The sequence below is a fragment of the Pseudonocardia spirodelae genome (assembly GCF_037727765.1).
GTDB lineage: Bacteria > Actinomycetota > Actinomycetes > Mycobacteriales > Pseudonocardiaceae > Pseudonocardia > Pseudonocardia spirodelae.
On sequence record NZ_JBBJUP010000007.1, the window covers coordinates 100293 to 121676 of the forward strand.

Genomic DNA, 21384 nt, shown 5'->3' on the forward strand with positions numbered 1-21384 from the left:
CACCCCCACCGCGACCGGCCCGCGTGTGCCCGGGATTGCGCCGTCCCATCCCGGGCGCGATGCTGCCCGCCGTGCCGAGTCTCTACATCGACGGACGGTGGACCACCGGGTCCGCCGGAACCGCGCCGGTGATCAACCCCTTCGACGCCTCGACCGTGGCCGAGGTCGACCAGGCGGGCCCCGACGACGTCGACCGCGCCGTCGCCGCCGCCCGCCGGGCCTTCGACTCCGGGCCGTGGCGCGCGACGTCGGCCGGCGAGCGCGGGGCGCTGCTCGGGCGCATCGCCGACCTGCTCGTCCGGGACCGGGAGAAGATCGCGCGGCTGGAGACCCTCGACACCGGCAAGACGATCGCCGAGGGCCGCCAGGACGTCGACGACGTCACCGCCGTCTTCCGCTACTACGCCGGCCTGGCCGACAAGGACGCCGGGCGGGTCGTGGACACCGGCAACCCGGCCGTCGTCTCGCGGATCGTGCACGAGCCGGTCGGGGTGTGCGCCCTGATCACGCCGTGGAACTACCCGCTGCTGCAGCTGTCCTGGAAGGTGGCCCCGGCCATCGCCGCGGGCAACACCATGGTGATCAAGCCCAGCGAGGTCACCCCGCTGACGTCGGTCGTGCTCGTGGAGCTGTGCGAGGAGGTCGGCGTCCCCGCCGGGGTGGTCAACATCGTGCTCGGCGACGGCCCGTCGGTCGGCGCCCCGCTGACCGAGCACGCCGACGTCGACATGGTCAGCTTCACCGGCGGCCTCTCGACCGGCCAGACGATCATCCGGGCCTCGGCGGAGACGGTGAAGCGCACCGCCGTCGAGCTCGGCGGGAAGAACCCGAACATCGTCTTCGCCGACACCGACCTCGAGCTCGCCGTGGACTACGTGATGCTCGCGGTGTTCCTGCACTCCGGGCAGGTGTGCTCGGCCGGCGCCCGGCTCATCATCGAGGAGCCGATCGCCGACGCCGTCGTCGACGAGGTCGTGCGCCGCGCGCAGCTGATCCGCCTCGGCAACGGGCTCACCGACGGCGTCGAGGTCGGGCCGCTGGTGTCCGAGGCGCACCGCGCCAAGATCGAGGACTTCGTCGCCGCCGCCCGCGCCGAGGGCGCGACGATCCGCTGCGGCGGCGCGCGCCCGGACGACCCGGAGCTGGCGAAGGGCTACTTCTACCTGCCGACGGTCATCACCGACCTCGAGCCGGGCTCGCGGCTGATCCGCGAGGAGACCTTCGGCCCGCTGCTGACCGTCGAGCGGTTCAGCACCGAGGAGGAGGCGGTCCGGCTCGGCAACGACACCGAGTACGGCCTGGCCGGCGCGGTGTTCACCGCCGACATGGGCCGTGCGAACCGGGTCGCGAACGCGCTGCGCCACGGCACCGTCTGGATCAACGACTTCCACCCGTACTTCCCGGGCGCGGAGTGGGGCGGCATGGGCCGCTCCGGCAACGGCCGCGAGCTCGGTCCCACCGGCCTGGCGGAGTACCAGGAGATCAAGCACGTCTGGACCAACACCGAGCCGGCGCCCCAGCGGTGGTTCGCGGGTGGCTGACGCGTCCATCATTGCGCGACGAACGCGTCCCCGCCCACAGAGTCCTGGAGGCCCCGCATGACCGGTCCGGATCCGACGCGGCAGCAGCCGGCCACCGGCGACGGTGACGGGGGAGGGCTGGCCGAGTTCGGCTACAGCCAGACCCTCGACCGCAGCATCGGCAAGTTCGCCAGCTTCGCGGCGGGCATCAGCTACATCTCCATCCTGACCGGCACGTTCCAGCTGTTCTACTTCGGTTTCGGCACCGGGGGCGCGGCCTACTGGTGGTCGTGGCCGATGGTGTTCGCCGGGCAGTTCATGGTGGCGCTGTCCTTCGCCGAGCTCGCCGGCCGCTACCCGGTCGCGGGGTCGGTCTACAACTGGTCCAAGCGCCTCGCCGGGCCGACGGTCTCCTGGCTGGCCGGCTGGATGATGTTCACCGCCTCGGTGGTGTCGCTGTCGGCGGTGGCGCTGGCCGCCCAGCTGACGTTCCCGCAGATCTGGTCGGGCTTCCAGCTGATCGGCGACGCCGCCGACGCGTCCGACGCCGCGGTCAACGGCGTGCTGCTCGGCGCGATCCTCATCGTGCTCACCACCGTGATCAACGCGATCGGCGTCAAGCTGATGGCGCGGATCAACTCGACCGGCGTGTTCATCGAGCTGATCGCGGCCGTCGTCATCGTGGTCGCGCTGCTGCTGAGCATCCGCAACCCGGTCTCGGTGCTGTTCGAGACGCCGGCGCCCGCGGCGGGCGGGGGCGGCTACTTCGGCACGTTCCTCGTCGCCGCGCTCGCCTCGGCCTACGTCATGTACGGCTTCGACACGGCCAGCTCGCTCGGCGAGGAGACCGTGGACCCGCGCCGCACCGCCCCGGCGGCCATTCTGCGCGCGGTCGTCGCGTCGTTCGTGCTGGGCGGGCTGATCCTGCTCGGCATCATCCTGGCCGCGCCGGACCTGGCCGACCCGCGCCTGGGCACCAAGGACGGCGGCGGGCAGCTCGTGCTGCTGCAGGTCGCGGGCGGCACGATCGGCCGGGTCTTCCTGATCACGATCAGCATCGCGGTCATCGTCTGCCTGCTGGCGGTGCACACCGCGGCGATCCGCCTGATGTTCGCGATGGCCCGCGACAACGCCCTGCCGGCCGGGTCCGTGCTGGCCCGGATCGACCCGAAGCACAAGACGCCGGTCGTCCCGGCGATCGTCGTCGGCGTCGTGGCGATCCTGATCCTGCTCGCCAACGTCGGCGTGCCGGAGGTGTTCACCGCGGTCACCAGCGTGGCGATCATCATGATCTACATCGCGTACCTGCTGGTCACGGTGCCGATGCTGGTGCGACGGCTGCGCGGCGAGTGGCCCGACGACGGTCAGAAGGGGTACTTCTCCCTGGGGCGCCTGGGGCTGCCGGTCAACGTGCTGGCGGTGCTGTGGGGCGCGGCGATGGCGCTGAACCTGGCCTGGCCCCGCGAGGAGGTCTACGGCACCGGGTGGCTGCGCTTCATCGCGTTCCTGTTCATCGGCGTCGTCGCGCTCGCCGGGCTGGCCTGGTTCCGGCTGCGCGGCCGCCACCAGCTCGGGTGCCTGCCCGAGCACCGGGCCCGGGAGATCGAGCAGGGAATGGGAGAGAACGCATGAGCGACCGGTTCGACTACGTCGTCGTCGGGGGCGGTTCCGCCGGCTGCGCCGTCGCCGCGCGCCTGTCGGAGGACCCCCAGGTGCGGGTGCTGCTGCTGGAGGCGGGCCCGTCCGACGTCGGCGATCCCGCCATCCTGGTGCTGTCGGAGTGGATGAAGCTGCTCGACTCCGGCTACGACTGGGACTACCCGATCGAGCCGCAGGAGCGCGGCAACTCCCACATGCGCCACGCGCGGGCCAAGGTGCTGGGCGGGTGCGGCTCGCACAACTCGTGCATCGCGTTCTGGACCCCCCGCGAGGACCTCGACGAGTGGGCCGCGATGGGCCTGACCGGCTGGTCCGCCGACGAGTGCTGGCCGCTGATCCGGCGCCTGGAGACCAACGACGGCGAGTGGGACGGCCACGGCCGCTCCGGCCCGGTCAACCTCATGCAGATCCCGGCGAACGACCCGTGCGGCGACGCCGTGCTGGCCGCCGCCGCCGAGGTGGGCATGCCCACCGTGCGGTTCAACGAGGGCCGCACCGTCACCGACGGCGCCGGGTACTTCCAGATCAACTCCTTCCCCGACGGCACCCGCGCGTCGGCGTCGGTGTCCTACCTGCACCCGATCCTGTCCTCGCGCCCGAACCTGGAGGTGCGCACCGACTGCTGGGCCTCGCAGGTGCTCTTCGACGGCACCCGCGCCACCGGCGTCGAGTACCAGCGGGGGATCGGGCCGGGCCGCGAGACCGTGCACGCCGACCGGGAGGTGATCCTCTCCGCGGGCGCCATCGACACCCCGAAGCTGCTGATGCTGTCGGGCATCGGCCCGGCCGCGCACCTGCGCGAGTTCGGCATCGAGGTCCGCTCGGACCTGCCGGGCGTCGGGTCCAACCTGGACGACCACGTCGAGGGGCTGGTCTTCTGGGAGGCCGCGAAGCCGATGGTCACCGAGTCCACCCAGTGGTGGGAGATCGGGCTGTTCCACCGCACCGACCCCGGCCTGGACCGGCCGGACCTGATGATGCACTACGGCTCGGTGCCGTTCGACATGAACACGCTGCGCTGGGGCTACCCGACCACCGACAACGGCTTCTGCCTCACCCCGAACGTCACCCGCGGGCGCTCCCGGGGCACCGTGCGGCTGCGCACCCGCGACTTCCGCGACCGCGCGAAGGTCGACCCGCGCTACTTCACCGACCCCGAGGGCCACGACATGCGGGTGATGACCGAGGGGATCCGGCTGGCCCGGCGGATCGCCGAGCAGCCCGCGCTCAAGGAGTGGATCGCCGCGGAGCTGGCACCCGGCCCGGACGCCGTCACCGACGACGACCTGGCCGACTACATCATGAAGACCCACAACACCGTCTACCACCCGGCGTGCACGGCGCGGATGGGTCCCGACGGCGACCCGGACGCCGTGCTCGACCCGCAGCTTCGGGTGCGCGGGGTGCAGAACCTGCGCGTCGCGGACGGGTCGGCGATGCCGTTCCTGCCGGCGATCAACCCGAACATCACCACCATGATGATCGGGGAGAAGTGCTCGGACCTGGTGCGGGCCGCACACTCCTGAGCGCTCAGCCCTGCGGCGCGACCCCGACCTCGACGTGGAGCGGGGTGTCGGCCACCGAGAACCCCAGGTGCAGCACGTAGCTGCCCGGCTCGGTGGCCCACGCCCCGCCCGCGCGGTACCGGAACGCCCGGCGGGGGACGGGCACGGTGACCGTCACCGGGCCGGGTGCGGCGTCGACGACGGCCCAGCCGGCCAGCCACCGCACCGGCCGCTCGACCGCGCCGCCGTCGCGCGACAGGTAGGCCTGCACGACCTGGCGGCCGGGCCGGGTGCCGGTGTTGGTGAGCGTCACGGCGACCTCGACGCCGTCCGCCGACGCCCGCCCGGTGCGGGCGTCGTCGAGGGTCCAGCTCGTGTACCCCAGCCCGTGCCCGAACGGGTACGCCGGCGTCTCGCCGCGGCGCAGCCAGTTCCGGTACCCGACGTGGACGCCCTCGTCGTAGGTGAGCGTGCCGCCCCCGGGCACCCCGGACAGCACCGAGCGCTCCCCGCCGGTGGCGGGCCAGGTGGTCGGCAGGCGCCCGCCGGGCTCGGCGACGCCGAGCAGGACGTCCGCGACGGCCTCGCCGAACCGCTCGCCGCCGAACCAGCCCAGCAGCACCGCGGCGACCTCGTCGCGCCACGGCAGCAGCACCGGCGCGCCGGAGTTCACGACGACCACGGTGCGCGGGTTGGCCGCGGCGACCGCGCGCACCAGGGCGTCCTGGTGGCCGGGCAGGGCCAGCGAGGTCCGGTCGAAACCCTCGCTCTCGATCCGGTCGCTGGTCCCGACCACGACGACGGCCACGTCGGACCCGGCCGCCAGCTCGGCCGCGGCGGCGACCTCGGCCTCCGGGTCGGCGACGACCGTCTCCTCCCCGACGGTCACCGCGAACAGTGCCATCCCGGCCTCGCCGCCGGACGGGCGGAAGCGCAGCCGCAGCTCGACCGGGCCGTCGGTGGTGATCTCCGCGGTCACCGACGGCGCCTCGAAGATCGCCGCACCCGGGCCCTCGTCGCCGGTGAGGACGGCGTCGGTGTCGAGCACGGCGGCGTCGCCCGCGGTGAGCTCCACGTGCCCGACGGCGGCGGCCCCGACGCGGTGCACACCCGGGGGCGGACTCCAGCGCACGGCGACCTCGAGGTGGTGGGCGCCCTCGGGGATCTCGGCACCCATCCAGATCAGCGACGCCGCCCGCCGGTCCTCGGCGCGCAGCTCGGCGCCGTCGGCGTCGCGGAACACGGCCCGCAGCCCCGGCCCGCCGGTCACCGGGTTGGTGATCTCCGCCGGGTCGAAGGGCTGCACACCGGCCGCGACCTGCGCGCCCAGGCGGTGCCGCACCCGGTCGGCGCCCAGCGCGGTCCGCAACCCCTCCAGCGGGGAGACGACCGCGGCCGGCCGGACGGTCGCGCTGCCGCCGCCCTGGGTGCGGGCGAGCACGGCGTTGTGGCCGAGCACCGCGACCGTCCCGAGGGTCGCGGGGTCCCAGGGCAGCTCGCCGGTGTTGCGGACCAGGACGCTGCCCGCGGCGGCGAGCTCCCGCGCGACGGCCGTGCCGTCCTCGCCCGGCGGTGCCCCCGCGGTCACGCCACCGGCGCCGTCGAGCGCCCCGACCCGCGCCGCCAGGCGCAGCACCCGGCGCAGCTTGCCGTCGACGACGGACTCCGCGACGCGGCCCGCCCGCACGGCCTCGACCAGCCGGCCGCCCCAGGCGCCCACCGGCCCGGGCATGACGAGGTGCTGCTCGGCGCGGGCCGCCGCGTCGGTGGTGCGCACCGCGCCCCAGTCCGACACCACCGGCCCGTCGAAGCCCCACTCGCCGCACAGCGGCTCGGCGAGCAGCCCGTTCTCGCTCATCGTGGTGCCGTTGACGGCGTTGTAGGCCGACATCACCGCCCACGCCCCGGCCCGGGTGACGGCCGGCTCGAACGCGGCCAGGTACAGCTCGTGCAGGGCGCGCTCGCCGACGCGGTTGTCGACGGTGAAGCGCTCGCTCTCCGCGTCGTTGGCGACGTAGTGCTTCGGCGTGGCGGCCACCCCGTGCGCCTGCACGCCCTCGACGTAGGCCGCGGCGAGCTCGCCGGTCAGCAGCGGGTCCTCCGACAGCGCCTCGAAGTGCCGGCCGCCGAACGGGGTGCGGTGCAGGTTGATCGTCGGCCCGAGCACGACGTCGGCGTGCCGGCGCCGGGCCTCGGCGCCGAGGGCGGAGCCGTAGCGCCGCGCGGCGGCCGGGTCCCAGGTCGCGCCGAGCGCGGTGGCCGACGGCAGCGACAGTGACGGGTCGCGCTCGTCGAAGCTCTCCCCGCGCACGCCCGACGGGCCGTCGGACAGCACCATCCGGCGCAGCCCGATCGCCGGCTCGGCCGGGGTGGACCAGAAGTCGGCACCGGTCAGCAGCCGGACCTTGCGCTCCAGGTCGAGCCGCGCGATGAGCGTGGTGAGCAGGTCCTCGTCGACGGGTGCCATGGCGCCACCGTAGGCGCCGCCCCCTCGGCGCCGGTCGCCCGCGACGGCGCGGAACCGGTCACCGGGCGGGCGTGTCCGCGTCGTCGCCGTGGGGGAGCAGCGCGGACGGCAGCTCCCGCGCCGCCTCGACCAGGCTCGGCCCGTACCAGGTCAGCAGCCGGCCGCTGACCAGCGCGGACGGTGCGCCGAAGGCCTCGGGACCGTCGTCGGCGGTGAACAGGTAGGGCTCGTCGGGGAGCACGACGAGGTCGTGCGCGGGCAGGTCGGCGGGGTCGAACCGCGGATAGCGCTCGGGTGAGCCGTCGAGGACGTTGTCGACGCCCAGCCGCTCCAGCACCGCGCCGGTGAACGTGTCGGACCCGACCGCCATCCACGGCCGGCGCCAGATCGGGACGACCGCGCGTCGTCGCGGCGCGGCCGGGCGCAGCGCCGCCCACAGCGCGCGGGCCTCGCCCAGCCAGTCCGGCTCGCCGAGCCCGCAGGCCGCGAGCAGCCGTCCGAGCGAGTCGAGCCCGCCGTCGATGTCGCGGATGTCGGTCACGTACACCGCGAGCCCGGCGGCGCGCAGCGCGTCGAGGTCGGGGGGCCGGTTCTCCTCCTGGTTGGCGACGACCAGGTCCGGCGCGAGCGCGACGATCCGCTCGACGTCGGGGTTCTTGGTGCCCCGCACCCGCTCGGCGGCCAGGTCGGCGGGATGGGTGCACCAGTCCGTCGCGCCGACGACGATGCCCGGCGCGCTCGCCTCCAGCGCCTCGGTCAGCGACGGCACGATCGACACCACCCGCCGGACGCTCGCGGGGACGGCCACCTCGCGGCCCTCGTCGTCGGTCACGGTGCTCGGCACGCGAGCACGGTAACCCCGGCCGCGCCGGGCCGGCTCACCCGCCGTGGGCCAGCCAGCGCGGCCCGTGCGCGGCGACGAACGCGCGCAGCTCGCGCACCGGGGCCGTCGGGTGCGGGTCCGCCGCGTGCACCATCCCCAGCGTCCGCACCGTGTGCGGACGGCGCACCGGCACCTGCACCACCCCTGGCACGTCCGGGCCGACCGGCAGCAGCGCGACGCCGAGACCCGCGCCGACCAGCCCGCGCAGCGTGGCCGTCTCGCCGCCCTCGAAGGCCCGGCGCGGGCGGAACCCGGCCTGCGCGCACCAGGACTCCACCACCCCCTGCAGGCCGTAGCCGCGCGCGAACAGCAGGAACGGGTCGTCGGCGACCTCGGCGAGATCCGCCGCGGCCGCCCCGGCCAGCCGGTGCCCCGACGGCACCGCCAGCCGCAGCTCCTCCTCGGCCAGCGGGGTCGCGACGAGCCCCGGCTCGTCGGGCAGGGGGGAGGTCAGCGCCAGGTCCACGGTGCCCTGCCGGACCCGCGACAGCAGCTCGGCGTGCGGGACCTGCACCAGCTCGATCCGTACCCGCGGGTGCCGCTCCCGGTAGCCGCGCAGCAGCCCCGGCACCGCGGCGGTGCCGAGCGTGCCGAGGAACCCCAGCGCGACGCGGCCGGTCGCGGGGTCGGCGTCGCCGGTCAGCTCCGCGACGCCGGCGGCCAGCTCCGCCAGCGCCGCCTCGGCCCGGGGCAGCAGGGTGCGCCCCGCCGCGGTCAGGCGCAGCCCGCGCCCGGCCCGCCGGAACAGGGCGACGCCGAGCTCGCCCTCCAGCCGGGCGATCGCGCGGGACAGGGTGGGCTGCGGGACGCCGATCCGCTCGGCCGCACGGGTCAGGTGCCCGTCGCGCGCGACCGCCACGAACCGGTGCAGCGCCGGCGCCAACGACTCATGCATGAATGCAGAATATGCCGACGAACGATGCATTGGACGCATCGCCCTGGGCCCGCCTACGGTCGTGTGCGATGACAACGACCGAGCGTCCCGCCGCCCCGCCCGCCGTCCGGGCCGCGCCCCCGCACGAGCGGGGCACGCCGGGCTACCGGCGGCTCGGGATCGCGCTGTGGCTCTCCGGGCTGGCGACGTTCGTGCTGGTCTACAGCGTGCAGGGGCTGCTGCCGACGCTCGCGGCGGAGTTCGGCGTCCCGTCCTCGACGGCCAGCCTCGTGCTCTCCGCGACCACCGGCACGCTCGCGCTCGCGGTGCTGCCGCTCTCGGCGGTCACCGAGGCATGGGGCCGGACCCGGGTGATGACGTGGGCACTGGGGGCGTCGGCGGTGCTGGCGCTGCTCGCCCCGCTCGCGCCGACCTTCGAGACGCTCGTCGTCGTCCGCGGGCTGCAGGGCGTCGCGCTCGCCGCGCTGCCCGCGCTGTCCATGGCGCACCTGACGCACGAGGTCGCGCCGCGCCACCTCGGCGGCGCGGTCGGGCTGCTGATCGCGGGCAACACCCTCGGCGGCCTGTCCGGGCGGCTCGTCGCCGGCTGGGTGGCCGAGCTCGGCGGCTGGCGGGGCGGGCTCGCCGCCGTCGGTCTCGTGTCGGTCGCCGCGACCGTCGCGTTCCGGCTGCTGCTGCCGCCGGCGACGGCACCGGCGCCGTCGCGCACCCGGCTGCGCGACCTCGGCGGCCCGCTGCGCCGCCACCTCACCGACCGCGGGCTGCTGTGCCTGTTCGGGATCGCGTTCCTGCTGATGGGCGCGTTCGTGACGGTCTACAACTACCTCGGGTTCCGGCTGCTGGCCCCGCCGTTCTCGCTGCCCGGCACGCTCGTCGGGCTGGTCTTCCTCGGCTACCTCGCCGGCAGCTGGGCCTCGACCGGCGCGGGCCGGCTGGGGGACCGGTTCGGCCGCCGTCCTGTGCTCTGGACGGCGACCCTGCTCGCCGTCGCCGGGATCTGGGTGACGCTGCCCGACCTGCTGGTCACCACCCTGGTCGGGCTGCTCATGGTGACCGTCGGCTTCTTCGGTGCGCACTCGGTCGCGAGCTCCTGGGTCGGGCGCCGCTCGGCGATGCTGCCCGGCGCGGTGCCGGCCCAGGCGTCGTCGCTCTACCTGGTCGGCTACTACGCCGGGTCGAGCATCGGCGGTGCCGCCGGTGGCGTCGCCTACGACCACGGCGGCTGGGCCGGGGTGACCGGCTACGTGAGCGCGCTGCTGCTGGGGGCCCTGGCGCTCGCCCTCGTCCTGCGCCGCACCCCCGCCCCGGCCTGACGCGGCCGGCCCGGCTCAGCCGACGGTGACGAGCGTGACCACGAGCCCGACCAGCACCAGGGCCGCCAGCACGAGCAGGACGGCCGCCAGCCCCCGGCGCCGGTCCGCCGAGTGCGACTCGTCGCTCTCGACCTCGGCGATCGTGCTGTCCAGCGCGTGCGAGCCGGTCGCCGCGGCGGGGTCGCGGTGCGCGGGGTCGTCGCCGCCGGTGGGCAGCTCGCGGGTCCGGGCGGGCGGGACGGGCGGTGCCCCGACCGCGGCCCGCAGCGCCGCCGCGAGGGCGGCCGCGTCGCGCGGACGGTGCGCGGGGTCCTTCGCCAGCGTGCGCAGGAGCACCGCGTCCAGGGCCGGCGGGATCCCGGCCCGCAGCGTCGACGGACGCGGCGGGGTCGCGCGCAGGTGCGCCATCACCACGGCGAACGGATCCGGGTCGGTGAACGGCGGACGCCCGGTCAGCGCCGTGAACAGGCAGCAGGCGAGGGAGTAGAGGTCCGCGCGGCCGTCGAGCCGGCCGGTGTCGCGGCCCTGCTCGGGGGCCAGGTACAGCGGCGTGCCGATCACGTGACCGGTACGGGTGCGCCCCGCGCCCTCCCCGAGACGGGCGATGCCGAAGTCGGTGACGACGACCGCGCCGTCGGGCCGCAGGATGATGTTGCCCGGGGTGACGTCGCGGTGCACGACCCCGGCCGCGTGGGCCGCGCCGAGCGCGTCGCAGACCGCGACGGCGACCCGGACGGCCTCGGCGACGTCGAGCGGGCCGGACCGGTCCACCCGCTGCGCGAGCGTGTCGCCCTCGACGTAGGACATCACGACGTAGGCGGCGCCGCCGCTCTCCCCGGCGTCGTGCACGGTGACGACACCGGGGTGGTCGATCGCGGCCGCGGCCCGGGCCTCGTCGCGCAGCCGTGCGACGTCGTCCGGCTCGCCGGAGCCCCGCATCAGCTTGACCGCCACCGGCCGGCCCAGCTCCCGGTCGTGCGCCAGGTGGACCTGGGACATGCCACCCTCGCCGAGCAGGCTGCGCAGCTCGTAGCGCCCGCCGAGCACGGAGCCCTCCGACGGGATCTCGTCGGTGCGGTCCGGGTCGGGCAGGGCCGCCGTGCCGCTCATGACGCCGGCAGGTCGCGCCGGGTGCTCTCCGGGTGGCCCGCGCCGATCAGCTCGTCGAACAGGTACCCGTAGTCGACCATCGCCTGCCGCAGCTGCTCGGTGTCGGCGTCGGACTCGGCGACGGCGACGGCGTGCGCCGCCCGGTAGTGGCCGACCAGGTCGGGATGGTCCACCGACACCATCGCCTCGCGCTCGGAGAAGTGCTCCACCGGGAACCCGCGCCGGCGCAGCACCTGCTGGATCAGCAGGTCGGTGTCGCGCAGCCCGGTACGCGGGGTCCGCACGAAGGAGTTCTGGGCCTGCTGGAACTGCACGACGAGCTGTTCGCGCTCGTCGGCGTCCAGCTCGCGCACGTCGAGCTCGCGCCGCCGCCGCAGGCGCTGACGCAGCTCGTCCTCGCCCTGGGCCCTGCCGCCCGCGACCCCGAGCACGTGGTCGTACTCGGGCCCGAAGTGCCGCTTCAGCGCGGCCGTCCGGCGGCGCCCCCGCACCCGCGACGCGACCAGCAGCACGGCGCCCAGGACGATCAGCACGACGACCGCGACCACGACCCACATCAGGACGTCCGGTGACACAGGAACCCCCCTCGGTTCGTCCGTACCTCTTCGTCGACCCCTTCGTTGCAGCATGCCCCGCGGGGCGGCGACGCGCCGTGACCGGCGATCGGTTCCCTCCCAATGGAGGCGTGCCACGCGCGACCCCGACGACCGCTGGTCCGCCCGGGCCACCGTCAACCCGGCGCGCCGGGAGCGACTGGGCCGTCCGGGTGGAGATGCGGGTGCGGTGACGGGCCCGGGTGTCCGGTTCGTCACCCTCACGGCCCAGTGGCCCCGGCGACCGGCGCACACCGCGGTCTGCCACGGTGGAGTCATCCCCAGCAGCCGACACACCCCGGGAGGACACCGATGCGGAAGGCCGGACGCAGGATCTCCAAGGCCGCCGAGTCGTTCGTCGAGGCCATCGGCATCATCGGCGGCTGGAACCGCGGCCGCCGCCGGAGCCGCACCCGGCGCTGACCCGGCGCCGGCGACCGGGCGGCCGTGGCCCGCCCGGATCATTAGCTCGTGGTAAGCATCTTCCGACCGTTTCCTCCGGGACGCCAGGAGTGCCCACGTGACCGACGCCGCGCGCGACACCGACCGTCCCCCGGCGGGCCCGGTGGGCGAGGACCCGCTGCCCCGGCGGGTGGCGGTCTTCGCCGTCGTCGGCCTGGCGCTGCTGATGTTCTCGCTGGACCAGACCTCGGTCGCGACGGCGCTGACCACGATCGGCGGCGACCTGGGCGCCGACCTCGCCTGGGCCGGCTGGGTGGTGACGATCGCCGCCGTCGGCCAGATCCTCGCCCTGCCGCTGGGCGGGTGGCTCTCGGACCGCTTCGGCGGGCGACGCATGTTCCTCGCCGGGGTCGCCGCGTTCACCGTGATGTCCGGGCTGAGCGCGGTGAGCCCGTCGATCGGGGTGCTGATCGCCTGCCGGTTCGTGCAGGGACTGGCCGGCGGGGTGATGCTGCCCGCCGCGAACGGTGTGGTCGCCCACCAGTTCGGCCGCGACCGCGACCGTGCGCTCGCGCTGTTCACCAGCGTCTTCCCGATCGGGGCCATCCTGGGCCCGCTCGTCGGCGGCCTGGTGCTGACCACGTGGAGCTGGCACGGGATCTTCCTGCTCAACGTCCCGCTCGGGATCGTGCTGGTGGTCGCGGGGCTGGCGCTGGTCGACGACCCGCCGCACCGGCGTACCGGGCGGGTCGACGGCGCCGGGATCGCGCTGCTCGTGCTCACCCTGCTCGCGACCATGGTGACGGTGACCCGTCTCGGCTCGCCCGCGGACGGGCCGGTGTGGACCGTGCTCGCCGGTGCCCTCGCGCTGGGTGCGGGCGCGGCGTTCGTGCGGCACGCCCGCCGCCGGCCGGACGCGGTGGTCCCGGTGCGCCTGCTCGCCGGGCGCGGTCTGGGGATCATGAACACGACCAACGTCGTGTTCGGCGCGGTGGTGATCGGCTTCTCCGCGACGCTGCCGCTCTACGCGCAGGTCCGCTACGACCTGTCCGCGTTCGCCGCGGGGGCGCTGCTCACCGGGCGCGCGGTCGGCACCATCGTCACCTCGCCGGTCGCCGTCGCGCTGCTGCGCCGCCTCGGGTTCCGCCCGCTGCTGCTCGGCGGGCTGGTCGCCGTCGTCGGCGGGCTCGTGATCACCGCCGTCGCCCCGCCGGTGGCCGAGCCCACGGTGTGGCTGCTCGCCGGGTCCACCCTGCTCGGGCTCGGCACCGGGCTGTGCGGGCCCGCCGCCAACAACGCGGGCATGCACCTGGTGCCCGACGACGTCGCCGCGGTCTCCGGGCTGCGGATCATGTTCCGCCAGATGGGCGGGATCGCCGCGGTCTCGGTGCTGACGGCCGCGGTCACCGCGGCCGACGACCCGGGACTGGCGGCGGGCGTCGCGTACGGCGTGCTGGCCGCGCTGCTCGCCGCGGTCGGGGTGCTGGCCGCGCGGATCCCGAACCGGCGCGGCCGCTGGTGACACGGGCGGGCCGGGCGCCCGCGCGCCCGGCCCGCCGTACCGCTCAGGTCCCCGGTATCACATGTTGCGCCGGTACTGGCCGCCGACCTCGAAGAAGGCGGTCGTGAGCTGGCCGAGCGAGCACACCCGCGCGGCCCTCATCAGCTCGTCGAACACGTTGCCGTCGCCGGTCGCGACGTCCTGCAGCCGGCGCAGCGCCTGCTCGGCCTCGGTGCGGTGGCGGGACTGGAAGTCCGCCAGGCGGTCGAGCTGCGACTGCTTCTCGGCCTCGGTGGCGCGGGCCAGCTCGATCTCCTGGTGCCCGTCGCCGTCGTCGTCGGGCTTGGTGAAGGTGTTGACGCCGACGATCGGCAGCTCACCGGTGTGCTTGCGGTGCTCGTAGAGCATCGACTCGTCCTGGATCTTGCCGCGCTGGTAGCCGGTCTCCATCGCGCCCAGCACGCCGCCGCGCTCGGCGATCGACTCGAACTCGCGCAGCACGGCCTCCTCGACGAGGTCGGTGAGCTCGTCGACGACGAACGAGCCCTGCAGCGGGTTCTCGTTGAGCGAGAGGCCCCACTCCTTGTTGATGATCATCTGGATGGCCATCGCGCGGCGCACCGACTCCTGCGTCGGGGTGGTGACGGCCTCGTCGTAGGCGTTGGTGTGCAGCGAGTTCGCGTTGTCGTAGAGCGCGCACAGCGCCTGCAGGGTGGTGCGGATGTCGTTGAAGTTCATCTCCTGCGCGTGCAGGGACCGCCCCGAGGTCTGGACGTGGTACTTCAGCTTCTGCGAGCGCTCGTTGGCGCCGTAGCGCTCCCGCATCGCGACCGCCCAGATCCGGCGGGCCACCCGGCCGATCACCGTGTACTCGGCGTCCATGCCGTTGGAGAAGAAGAACGACAGGTTCGGGGCGAAGTCGTCGACGTCCATCCCGCGCGCCAGGTAGCTCTCGACGAAGGTGAACCCGTTGGCGAGGGTGAACGCGAGCTGGCTGATCGGGTTCGCCCCGGCCTCGGCGATGTGGTAGCCGGAGATCGAGACGGAGTAGAAGTTGCGCACCTGGTGCGCGATGAACCACTCCTGGATGTCGGCCATCATCCGCAGCGAGAACTCGGTGGAGAAGATGCAGGTGTTCTGGCCCTGGTCCTCCTTGAGGATGTCGGCCTGCACCGTGCCGCGCACGTTCGCCAGCGCGTAGGCGACGACCTCCTCGCGCTCGGCGTCGTCGGGCTCGCGGTCGTGCTCGTCGCGGAAGCGCCCGAGCTGCTGGTCGATCGCGGTGTTGAGGAAGTACGCGAGGATCGTCGGCGCCGGGCCGTTGATCGTCATCGAGACCGAGGTCGTCGGCGAGCAGAGGTCGAAGCCGTCGTAGAGGGCCTTCAGGTCGTCGAGCGTGGCGATCGAGACGCCCGAGGTGCCGACCTTGCCGTAGATGTCCGGACGGGTGTCCGGGTCGTGGCCGTAGAGGGTGACCGAGTCGAACGCGGTCGAGAGCCGCTTGGCCTCCGAGCTCTCCGAGAGGTATTTGAAGCGGCGGTTGGTGCGGAACGGGTCGCCCTCACCGGCGAACATCCGGGCCGGGTCCTCGCCCTCGCGCTTGAACGGGAACACGCCCGCGGTGAACGGGAAGTACCCGGGCAGGTTCTCCCGGCGCAGGAAGCGCAGCAGCTGCGCGTGGTCGTCGTGGGAGGGCAGCGCGACCCGGCGGACCTTGTTGCCCGACAGCGTCTCGCGGGTCAGCTTCGTGCGGAACTCCTTGTCCCGCACGGTGTAGACGTACTCGTCGCCGGAGTAGTCCTCGACCCGCGACGGCCACTGCTCCAGCAGCTCGGCCGAGGACGCCGGGACCTGCTTCTCGGCCTTCGCGAGCGCCTCGGCCAGGTCGTCGCCGCCGACCAGCTCGGCCGCGGTGCGCAGGTGCTGCGCGGTGCGCGCCGCCTGCGCGTGGGACTCGGTGTCGGCGTGGTAGCCGCGCACCGCGTCGGCGATCTCGGCGAGGTAGCGGACCCGCTCCGGCGGGATGACGGCCGCGTAGTCGCTGGAGGTCTTGGTGTCGACGCGGGGGAGCCGGCCCTCCCCGACGGTCAGCCCGTCCCCGGCGAGCAGGTCGCGCAGGTGCTGGTAGAGCGCGGTGACGCCGTCGTCGTTGAACGTGGCGGCCGAGGTGCCGTAGACCGGCATGTCCTCCCAGCTCGCGCCGAAGTCCTCGCGGTTGCGCACGAGCTGGCGGCCGACGTCGCGACGCGCGTCCTCGGCGCCGCGGCGCTCGAACTTGTTGATCGCCACGACCTCGGCGAAGTCCAGCATGTCGATCTTCTCGAGCTGCGACGCGGCGCCGAACTCCGGCGTCATCACGTACAGCGAGTGGTCGACGAACGGGACGATGCCGGCGTCGCCCTGGCCGATGCCCGGGGTCTCGACGACCACCAGGTCGAACCCGGCGGCCTTGAGCACCGCGATGGTGTCGCCGAGCCGCTCGGGCAGCGAGCCGCCGTCGTTGCCGCGGGTGGCGAGGCTGCGGAAGAACACCCGGTCCCCGCTCAGGGCGTTCATCCGGATCCGGTCGCCGAGCAGCGCGCCGCCGCCCTTGCGCCGGGTCGGGTCGACGGCGAGCACCGCGATGCGGAGCTTGTCCTCCTGGTCGAGCCGGAAGCGGCGGACCAGCTCGTCGGTCAGCGAGGACTTGCCGGAGCCGCCGGTGCCGGTGATGCCGAGGACCGGCACCGGACGCTCGGACCCGGCGATCCGCTCGCGGACCTCGTCGGGGAGCCGCCCGGCCTCCGCCAGGGTCAGCGCACGGGCCAGGGTCGCGCTCTCGCCGGAGAACACCCCGTCGTAGGACGACGGGGGCTGCGCCGCGAGGTCGGTGTCGCACTCGCGGATCATGATGTTGATCATCCCGGGCAGGCCGAGCCGCTGGCCGTCCTCGGGGGAGAAGATGCGCGCGACGCCGCGCGAGTGCAGCAGCTCGATCTCCTCGGGGACGATCACGCCGCCGCCCCCGCCGTAGACCCTGATGTGGCCCGCGCCGCGCTCGCGCAGCAGCTCGACCAGGTAGGAGAAGTACTCGACGTGCCCGCCCTGGTAGGAGGAGATGGCGACGCCCTGCACGTCCTCCTGGATCGCGGCGGTCACGACCTCGTCCACGGAGCGGTTGTGCCCCAGGTGGATCACCTCGGCGCCCTGCTTCTGCAGGATGCGCCGCATGATGTTGATGGCGGCGTCGTGCCCGTCGAACAGGCTGGCGGCGGTCACGAACCGGACCGGGTGCGTGGGGACGTGCAGCTCGGTGTTCTCCGGCGTGCTCATCGACGACGATCCTCCTGCCGGGCGGACGGCGGTGTCCCGGCCGTTTTAGTTTGACATCCTAGTATCGGACGTACAAGGAACCGGGGTCGCCGTCACAGGGCTCAGGCCGCGTCGCGTGCCGCGGGCTCCTCGGGAGCCGGGGTGCTCCCGGGTGCCGGGTCCGCCGCGCGCTCCCGACGGGCGTGACGGCCGGTGGGCCACGCGGTGCCGTGCGCCGCCCCGCCCTGCTCGGCCTGCTCGGCCGGCTCGGCGTCGTGCCCGTCGTCCCCGGGGGAGCGCCGGGTCGGCAGCACGGGCTCGGCCACCTGCGCGACGAGCCGTCGTGCCCGCGCGAGCCGGCGTGCGCGCCACCGCTTCCCGGCGAAACCGCCGACCAGTCCGAGGGCCAGCAGCAGCAGTCCGGAGGCGATCACCAGCGCGACGGAGTACGCGGGAAAGGCCGCCACCAGAAGGAAGGCCGTCAACGGCCAGTACAGCAGCGCCCGCCCCGCTCCCCGTCGCGTCCAGTCGCGATGAGGCGGCATGATCCATGGATACCCGAGCGGCAAGATCGTCATGCGCGACTCGCCGCATCCGCAGCACATGTTTCGCCAGTGGGGGCACGAATTCATGGCCACGACACCGGACCGCAGCGCGACCGACCCGTACGCGGCGACCCTGCTCGCCGAGAACGACCTGCTCGCGGCCGCGCTGAGGACCGCCGACCCGGAGCTCCCGGTCCCGACCTGCCCCGGCTGGACCCTGCTGCAGCTGCTGCGCCACGTCGGGCGGGGCCACCGGTGGGCGGCCCAGATGGTCGCCGCCGGTGCCACGGAGGCCCTCGACCCGCGCGCCGTCGCCGGGGGGAAGCCGCCCGAGGGCGGGCCGGAGGTCGCGGCGCAGTGGCTGCGCGACGGCGCGACCGAGCTGCTCGACGCCGTCGCCGCCGCCGGTGCGCGGACGCCGGTGTGGACCTTCACCGGCCCGCAGCCGTCGGCCTGGTGGGTGCGCCGCCGGCTGCACGAGGCGACCGTGCACCGCGCCGACGTCGCCGTCGCGACCGGGACGCCGTTCCCGATCGACCCCTCGACGGCCGCCGACGGCGTGTCGGAGTGGCTGGGCCTGCTCGCCGCCCGGCCGGCCGCCGACGCGCCGCCGCTGCGCCCCGGCACCACGCTGCACCTGCACGCCACCGACGACGGCCTCGGCGCCGCGGGGGAGTGGACGGTGCGCGAGCAGGACGGGCGGGTCGCCTGGGAGCACGGGCACGCCAAGGGCGACGCCGCCGTGCGCGGTGCCGCGGCCGACCTGCTGCAGGGGATCACCCGCCGCATCCCCGCCGACGACGAGCGCCTGCAGGTCCTCGGCGACGCCGATGTCTGGACGACCTGGCTGGGCCGCACCGGGTACTGACGGCCCGCCCGCAGCCGCTCAGTCCGCCGGGGCGGTCCCGGCGCGCTGCAGCGCGGCCGCGGGCGGTGCCTGCGGGGTCAGCACGACCTCGGCGGCGCTGTCGAGCACCGACGCCGACCGCGGCCGCTCGAACCGGCAGGACGCCCGGCGGCCGTCGGTCTCCAGGGTCGCGACGAGGTTGCCGAACAGCGGCCCCGCCGTGCGCTCCCACGCGACCCCGGCCCCGCCCGGACCGGTCCGGCGGGTCCAGCGGGTCGTCATCCGCGCGAGCGCCCGCGACCACGTCACGCGGAACATGACGCGCATGAACGCGGGCACCACGTTGTGCACCGGCGAGCAGGTCAGCTGGTGGACCCGGGTGCCGTCGGCCCCGCGGCCGGGCCGGTCGCCGGGCGCGTGGGTGTGCACGTCGGCGACGGCGGCGTAGGAGTGGTGGACGTCCCCGGACAGCACCGACACCGTCGCCGGCGGGGCGTCTCCGGCGCGCGGGAGGCAGGCGTCGCGGATCAGCTGGGCGAGGCGGGCGAAGGAGTGCCCGAACGCCGGCCAGTGCTCCAGGTCGGCCTCCTGACGGGCGTACTCGGCGAGCCGGGCCACCCGGCCCGAGCCGTCGGCGCCCTTCTCCGTGGCGGCCTCCAGGTCGCTGATGACCTGCGGCATGAGCCACGGCACCGAGGTGCCGAGCACGAGATGGTCCATCGCGCCCGGGGCGAGCGCCCGGTCCCGCACCCAGTCGAACTCGGCGTCGGAGACCATCCGGCGCGGGGTCGACTCGACGATCCGCCCGTTGCGGGAGTCGATCACGATCAGCCGGGTGCGCCCGAGCTCCCAGCAGAAGGAGAACCGCCCGGCCTTGTGGCGGGCGTCGCCGTCGCCGGTCTCGAGGTCCCAGCCGTCGGCGCGCTGCGACAGCAGCGGCCACACGTCGCCGTCGGCGGCCCGCACGTCCTGCCAGGTCGGGTCGGCCTCGAGCTCGGCCGGGGAGAGGTTGCCCAGGTGCTGGTGCACCCAGTACGACGCCAGTCCCGACCGGATCCGCTCCCGCCACCACGGCGTGCGCGCGATCTGCTCGCGCCACGCGCCGGAGGTGTTCCAGTCGTCGCGGACGTCGTGGTCGTCGAAGATCATCGCGGTGGGGACGGTGGACAGCATCCACCGCACCTCCGGGTCGGACCAGGTATCGCGGTAGAGGCCCGAGTACTCGTCGAACCCGACGATCTCGTCGTCGGGCCACTCCGGGTGCCGGTCGCGGCGCCCGGCGATCCGGCGGCGGGTCTGCGGGGTCAGCTCGTCGGCGTAGACCTGGTCGCCGAGCAGCAGCAGCGTGGTCGGCCACAGCTCGGGGTCCAGCCCGGCCATCCGGCCGGCGTAGGCGTCGAGGGCGTCGAGGCCGTACCGCCGGGCCTCGCGGGGGTCGGCCAGCTTCACGTACCGGCAGGAGCCGAACACGATCCGCTGATGGGCCTCGGTGCCGCCCCCGCGGGTGGCGATCAGGCTCGGCGGGAACGGCGAGTGCGGCAGCGGCCAGACCCGCTCCCCGTCGAGGTGCACCTCGTAGGGGGTGCGGGTCCCCGGTTCCAGCCCGGTCACCGTGACCAGCGCGTAGTGGTGGCCGGCGACCTCGAAGGTCGGGGCGCCGCACCCGAGCACCTCGACCCGGCAGGGCCGGTCGGTCTGCACCCAGACCAGGGCGGTGGTCTCGTCGACGTGCCGCAGCAGTGGTCCGAGCAGGAGCGTCACCCGGTCGAGCGTAGTCCTGCGCGGGCCCGGTCGCCGGGCCGTGCCCGGGGCCCGGCTCAGGTCTCCTCGAGCGCGAGCAGCCCGGCGCCGATCTTGCCCGCGTCACCCTTGTAGGTGGCCGGGAGGACCGGGGGGATCGGGCGCACCGACGGCGGGCCGTAGTGGAACTCGCGCGCCGCCCGGCGGGCCGGCTCCAGCAGCAGCTCGCCCGCGTCGACCAGACCGCCGCCGATGAGCACGACCTCGAACTCGAAGATCGCGTTGATGCTGGCGATCCCGATGCCCAGCGAGCGCCCGAGACGCTGGAACAGCGACCGGGCGGTGCCGTCGCCGGCCATGGCGGCCATCGTCACGTGCTGACCGGTGACCTCCCCGCCCGCGTCCCGGCCGAGGCCGGCGATCATGCCGTCCGGGTCGTGCAGCGCGGCGCTGCGGCCCATCCGGGTCAGCGCGGTGCCCGAGGCGACGGCCTCGAGGCAGCCGTGGTTGCCGCAGCCGCACAGCGGGCCGTCCGGGTTGACGTTCATGTGCCCGACCTCGGCGCCGAGCCCGTGCGGGCCGCGGTAGATCTTCCCGCCCAGCACGATGCCCGCGCCGACGCCGGTGCCGACGGTCAGCAGCACCATGTCGTCGTTGCGGGTCTCGCCGAGGCGGGCCTCGGCCAGGCCCGCGACGTTGCCGTCGTTGTCCACCACGACCGGCAGCCCGGTCGCGGACTCCAGCAGGCCGCGCACGTCCCAGTTCTCGTAGTTGTTGTTCGGCGCCCAGCGGATGCGTCCGACCGGCCACTCCACGGTGCCCGCCGCGCCGACCCCGATCGCGGCGACGTCCGACCCGGCCTCGCCGGAGCGCAGCTCGGCGACCATGTCCCGCAACAGCTCGGTCATCGTGTCGGCATCGGACGTGTCCGGGGTGTTGCGCCGGAGTTCGGCGTGGACCGTGCCATCCTCGCCCACGATCGCTCCGGCGACCTTCGTTCCTCCGATGTCGAGCCCGATGGCCCGCCGTCCGTTCGTCACCCGGGCATGATTGCGACCCGCCCGCCGTGACGCCACACCCGCCCCCGGGTTTGCGGACGCGGGTGCCGGGGAA

15 protein-coding genes are annotated in these 21384 nt (G+C 74.7%); 6 read left to right on the plus strand and 9 right to left on the minus strand.

Features of this window, described 5'->3' with window-relative positions; all coding sequences use genetic code 11:
- Positions 1 to 71 precede the first annotated feature (71 nt).
- Genes WJX68_RS10620 through WJX68_RS10630 form a run of 3 tightly spaced genes read left to right on the plus strand, consistent with a single transcriptional unit; the run spans position 72 to position 4705 of the window.
- Complete coding sequence (locus WJX68_RS10620; protein WP_340288896.1) at positions 72 to 1541, plus strand: aldehyde dehydrogenase family protein; 1470 nt, start codon at positions 72 to 74, stop codon at positions 1539 to 1541.
- Between the two features lie 57 nt (positions 1542 to 1598).
- Positions 1599 to 3152: an APC family permease gene (locus WJX68_RS10625; RefSeq protein ID WP_340288899.1), complete on the plus strand. Its 1554-nt coding sequence runs from the start codon at positions 1599 to 1601 to the stop codon at positions 3150 to 3152.
- Entirely contained in the window at positions 3149 to 4705 is a 1557-nt protein-coding gene (locus WJX68_RS10630; RefSeq protein ID WP_340288902.1) for a GMC family oxidoreductase, read from the plus strand. Before WJX68_RS10625 ends, WJX68_RS10630 begins: the two co-directional genes overlap by 4 nt.
- 4 nt (positions 4706 to 4709) lie before the next feature.
- On the opposite strand, the gene WJX68_RS10635 is transcribed toward WJX68_RS10630, so the two are convergent.
- Genes WJX68_RS10635 through WJX68_RS10645 form a run of 3 tightly spaced genes read right to left on the minus strand, consistent with a single transcriptional unit; the run spans position 4710 to position 8929 of the window.
- Positions 4710 to 7151, minus strand: a complete 2442-nt coding sequence (locus tag WJX68_RS10635) for a glycoside hydrolase family 3 C-terminal domain-containing protein (RefSeq protein WP_340288905.1) — start codon at positions 7149 to 7151, stop codon at positions 4710 to 4712.
- Positions 7152 to 7209: 58 nt separating this feature from the next.
- Complete coding sequence (locus WJX68_RS10640) at positions 7210 to 7995, minus strand: helical backbone metal receptor (protein ID WP_340288908.1); 786 nt, start codon at positions 7993 to 7995, stop codon at positions 7210 to 7212.
- A 34-nt stretch (positions 7996 to 8029) separates the two neighbouring features.
- The gene (locus WJX68_RS10645; RefSeq protein ID WP_340288911.1) at positions 8030 to 8929 is read right to left on the minus strand and encodes a LysR substrate-binding domain-containing protein; all 900 of its coding nucleotides are present in this window, start codon (positions 8927 to 8929) and stop codon (positions 8030 to 8032) included.
- 68 nt (positions 8930 to 8997) lie between these two features.
- On the opposite strand from WJX68_RS10645, the gene WJX68_RS10650 reads away from it, so the two are divergent.
- Positions 8998 to 10242, plus strand: a complete 1245-nt coding sequence (locus WJX68_RS10650; protein WP_340288914.1) for an MFS transporter — start codon at positions 8998 to 9000, stop codon at positions 10240 to 10242.
- A gap of 15 nt (positions 10243 to 10257) precedes the next feature.
- Here the strand turns inward: WJX68_RS10650 and WJX68_RS10655 are convergent, their stop codons facing one another.
- Both WJX68_RS10655 and WJX68_RS10660 read right to left on the minus strand, forming a co-directional pair.
- Positions 10258 to 11352 carry a serine/threonine-protein kinase gene (locus tag WJX68_RS10655; RefSeq protein ID WP_340288917.1) on the minus strand — a complete coding sequence of 365 codons (1095 nt, stop codon included), beginning with the start codon at positions 11350 to 11352 and terminating at the stop codon, positions 10258 to 10260.
- Positions 11349 to 11927 (minus strand): hypothetical protein, encoded by a 579-nt coding sequence (locus WJX68_RS10660; RefSeq protein ID WP_340288920.1) that lies wholly within the window; start codon positions 11925 to 11927, stop codon positions 11349 to 11351. Before WJX68_RS10660 ends, WJX68_RS10655 begins: the two co-directional genes overlap by 4 nt.
- Before the next feature lie 538 nt (positions 11928 to 12465).
- Between WJX68_RS10660 and WJX68_RS10665 the strand changes: the two genes are divergently transcribed.
- Complete coding sequence (locus tag WJX68_RS10665) at positions 12466 to 13869, plus strand: MFS transporter (protein ID WP_340288923.1); 1404 nt, start codon at positions 12466 to 12468, stop codon at positions 13867 to 13869.
- A 57-nt stretch (positions 13870 to 13926) separates the two neighbouring features.
- Here WJX68_RS10665 and icmF read toward each other — a convergent pair whose 3' ends face one another.
- Together icmF and WJX68_RS10675 are read right to left on the minus strand one after the other, a co-directional pair.
- Complete coding sequence (gene icmF, locus WJX68_RS10670; RefSeq protein ID WP_340288926.1) at positions 13927 to 17160, minus strand: fused isobutyryl-CoA mutase/GTPase IcmF; 3234 nt, start codon at positions 17158 to 17160, stop codon at positions 13927 to 13929.
- Positions 17161 to 17261: 101 nt separating this feature from the next.
- Positions 17262 to 17717, minus strand: coding sequence for a hypothetical protein (locus tag WJX68_RS10675; protein ID WP_340288929.1), 456 nt, complete (start codon positions 17715 to 17717; stop codon positions 17262 to 17264).
- Positions 17718 to 17769: 52 nt separating this feature from the next.
- Here WJX68_RS10675 and WJX68_RS10680 point away from each other — a divergent pair, with 52 nt between their 5' ends.
- Entirely contained in the window at positions 17770 to 18552 is a 783-nt protein-coding gene (locus WJX68_RS10680; protein ID WP_340288932.1) for a maleylpyruvate isomerase family mycothiol-dependent enzyme, read from the plus strand.
- Between the two features lie 18 nt (positions 18553 to 18570).
- Here WJX68_RS10680 and WJX68_RS10685 read toward each other — a convergent pair whose 3' ends face one another.
- Together WJX68_RS10685 and WJX68_RS10690 are read right to left on the minus strand one after the other, a co-directional pair.
- The gene (locus WJX68_RS10685) at positions 18571 to 20292 is read right to left on the minus strand and encodes an alkaline phosphatase D family protein (protein WP_340288935.1); all 1722 of its coding nucleotides are present in this window, start codon (positions 20290 to 20292) and stop codon (positions 18571 to 18573) included.
- Between the two features lie 56 nt (positions 20293 to 20348).
- Positions 20349 to 21347 (minus strand): ROK family protein, encoded by a 999-nt coding sequence (locus WJX68_RS10690; RefSeq protein WP_340288938.1) that lies wholly within the window; start codon positions 21345 to 21347, stop codon positions 20349 to 20351.
- Between the last annotated feature and the right edge of the window lie 37 nt (positions 21348 to 21384).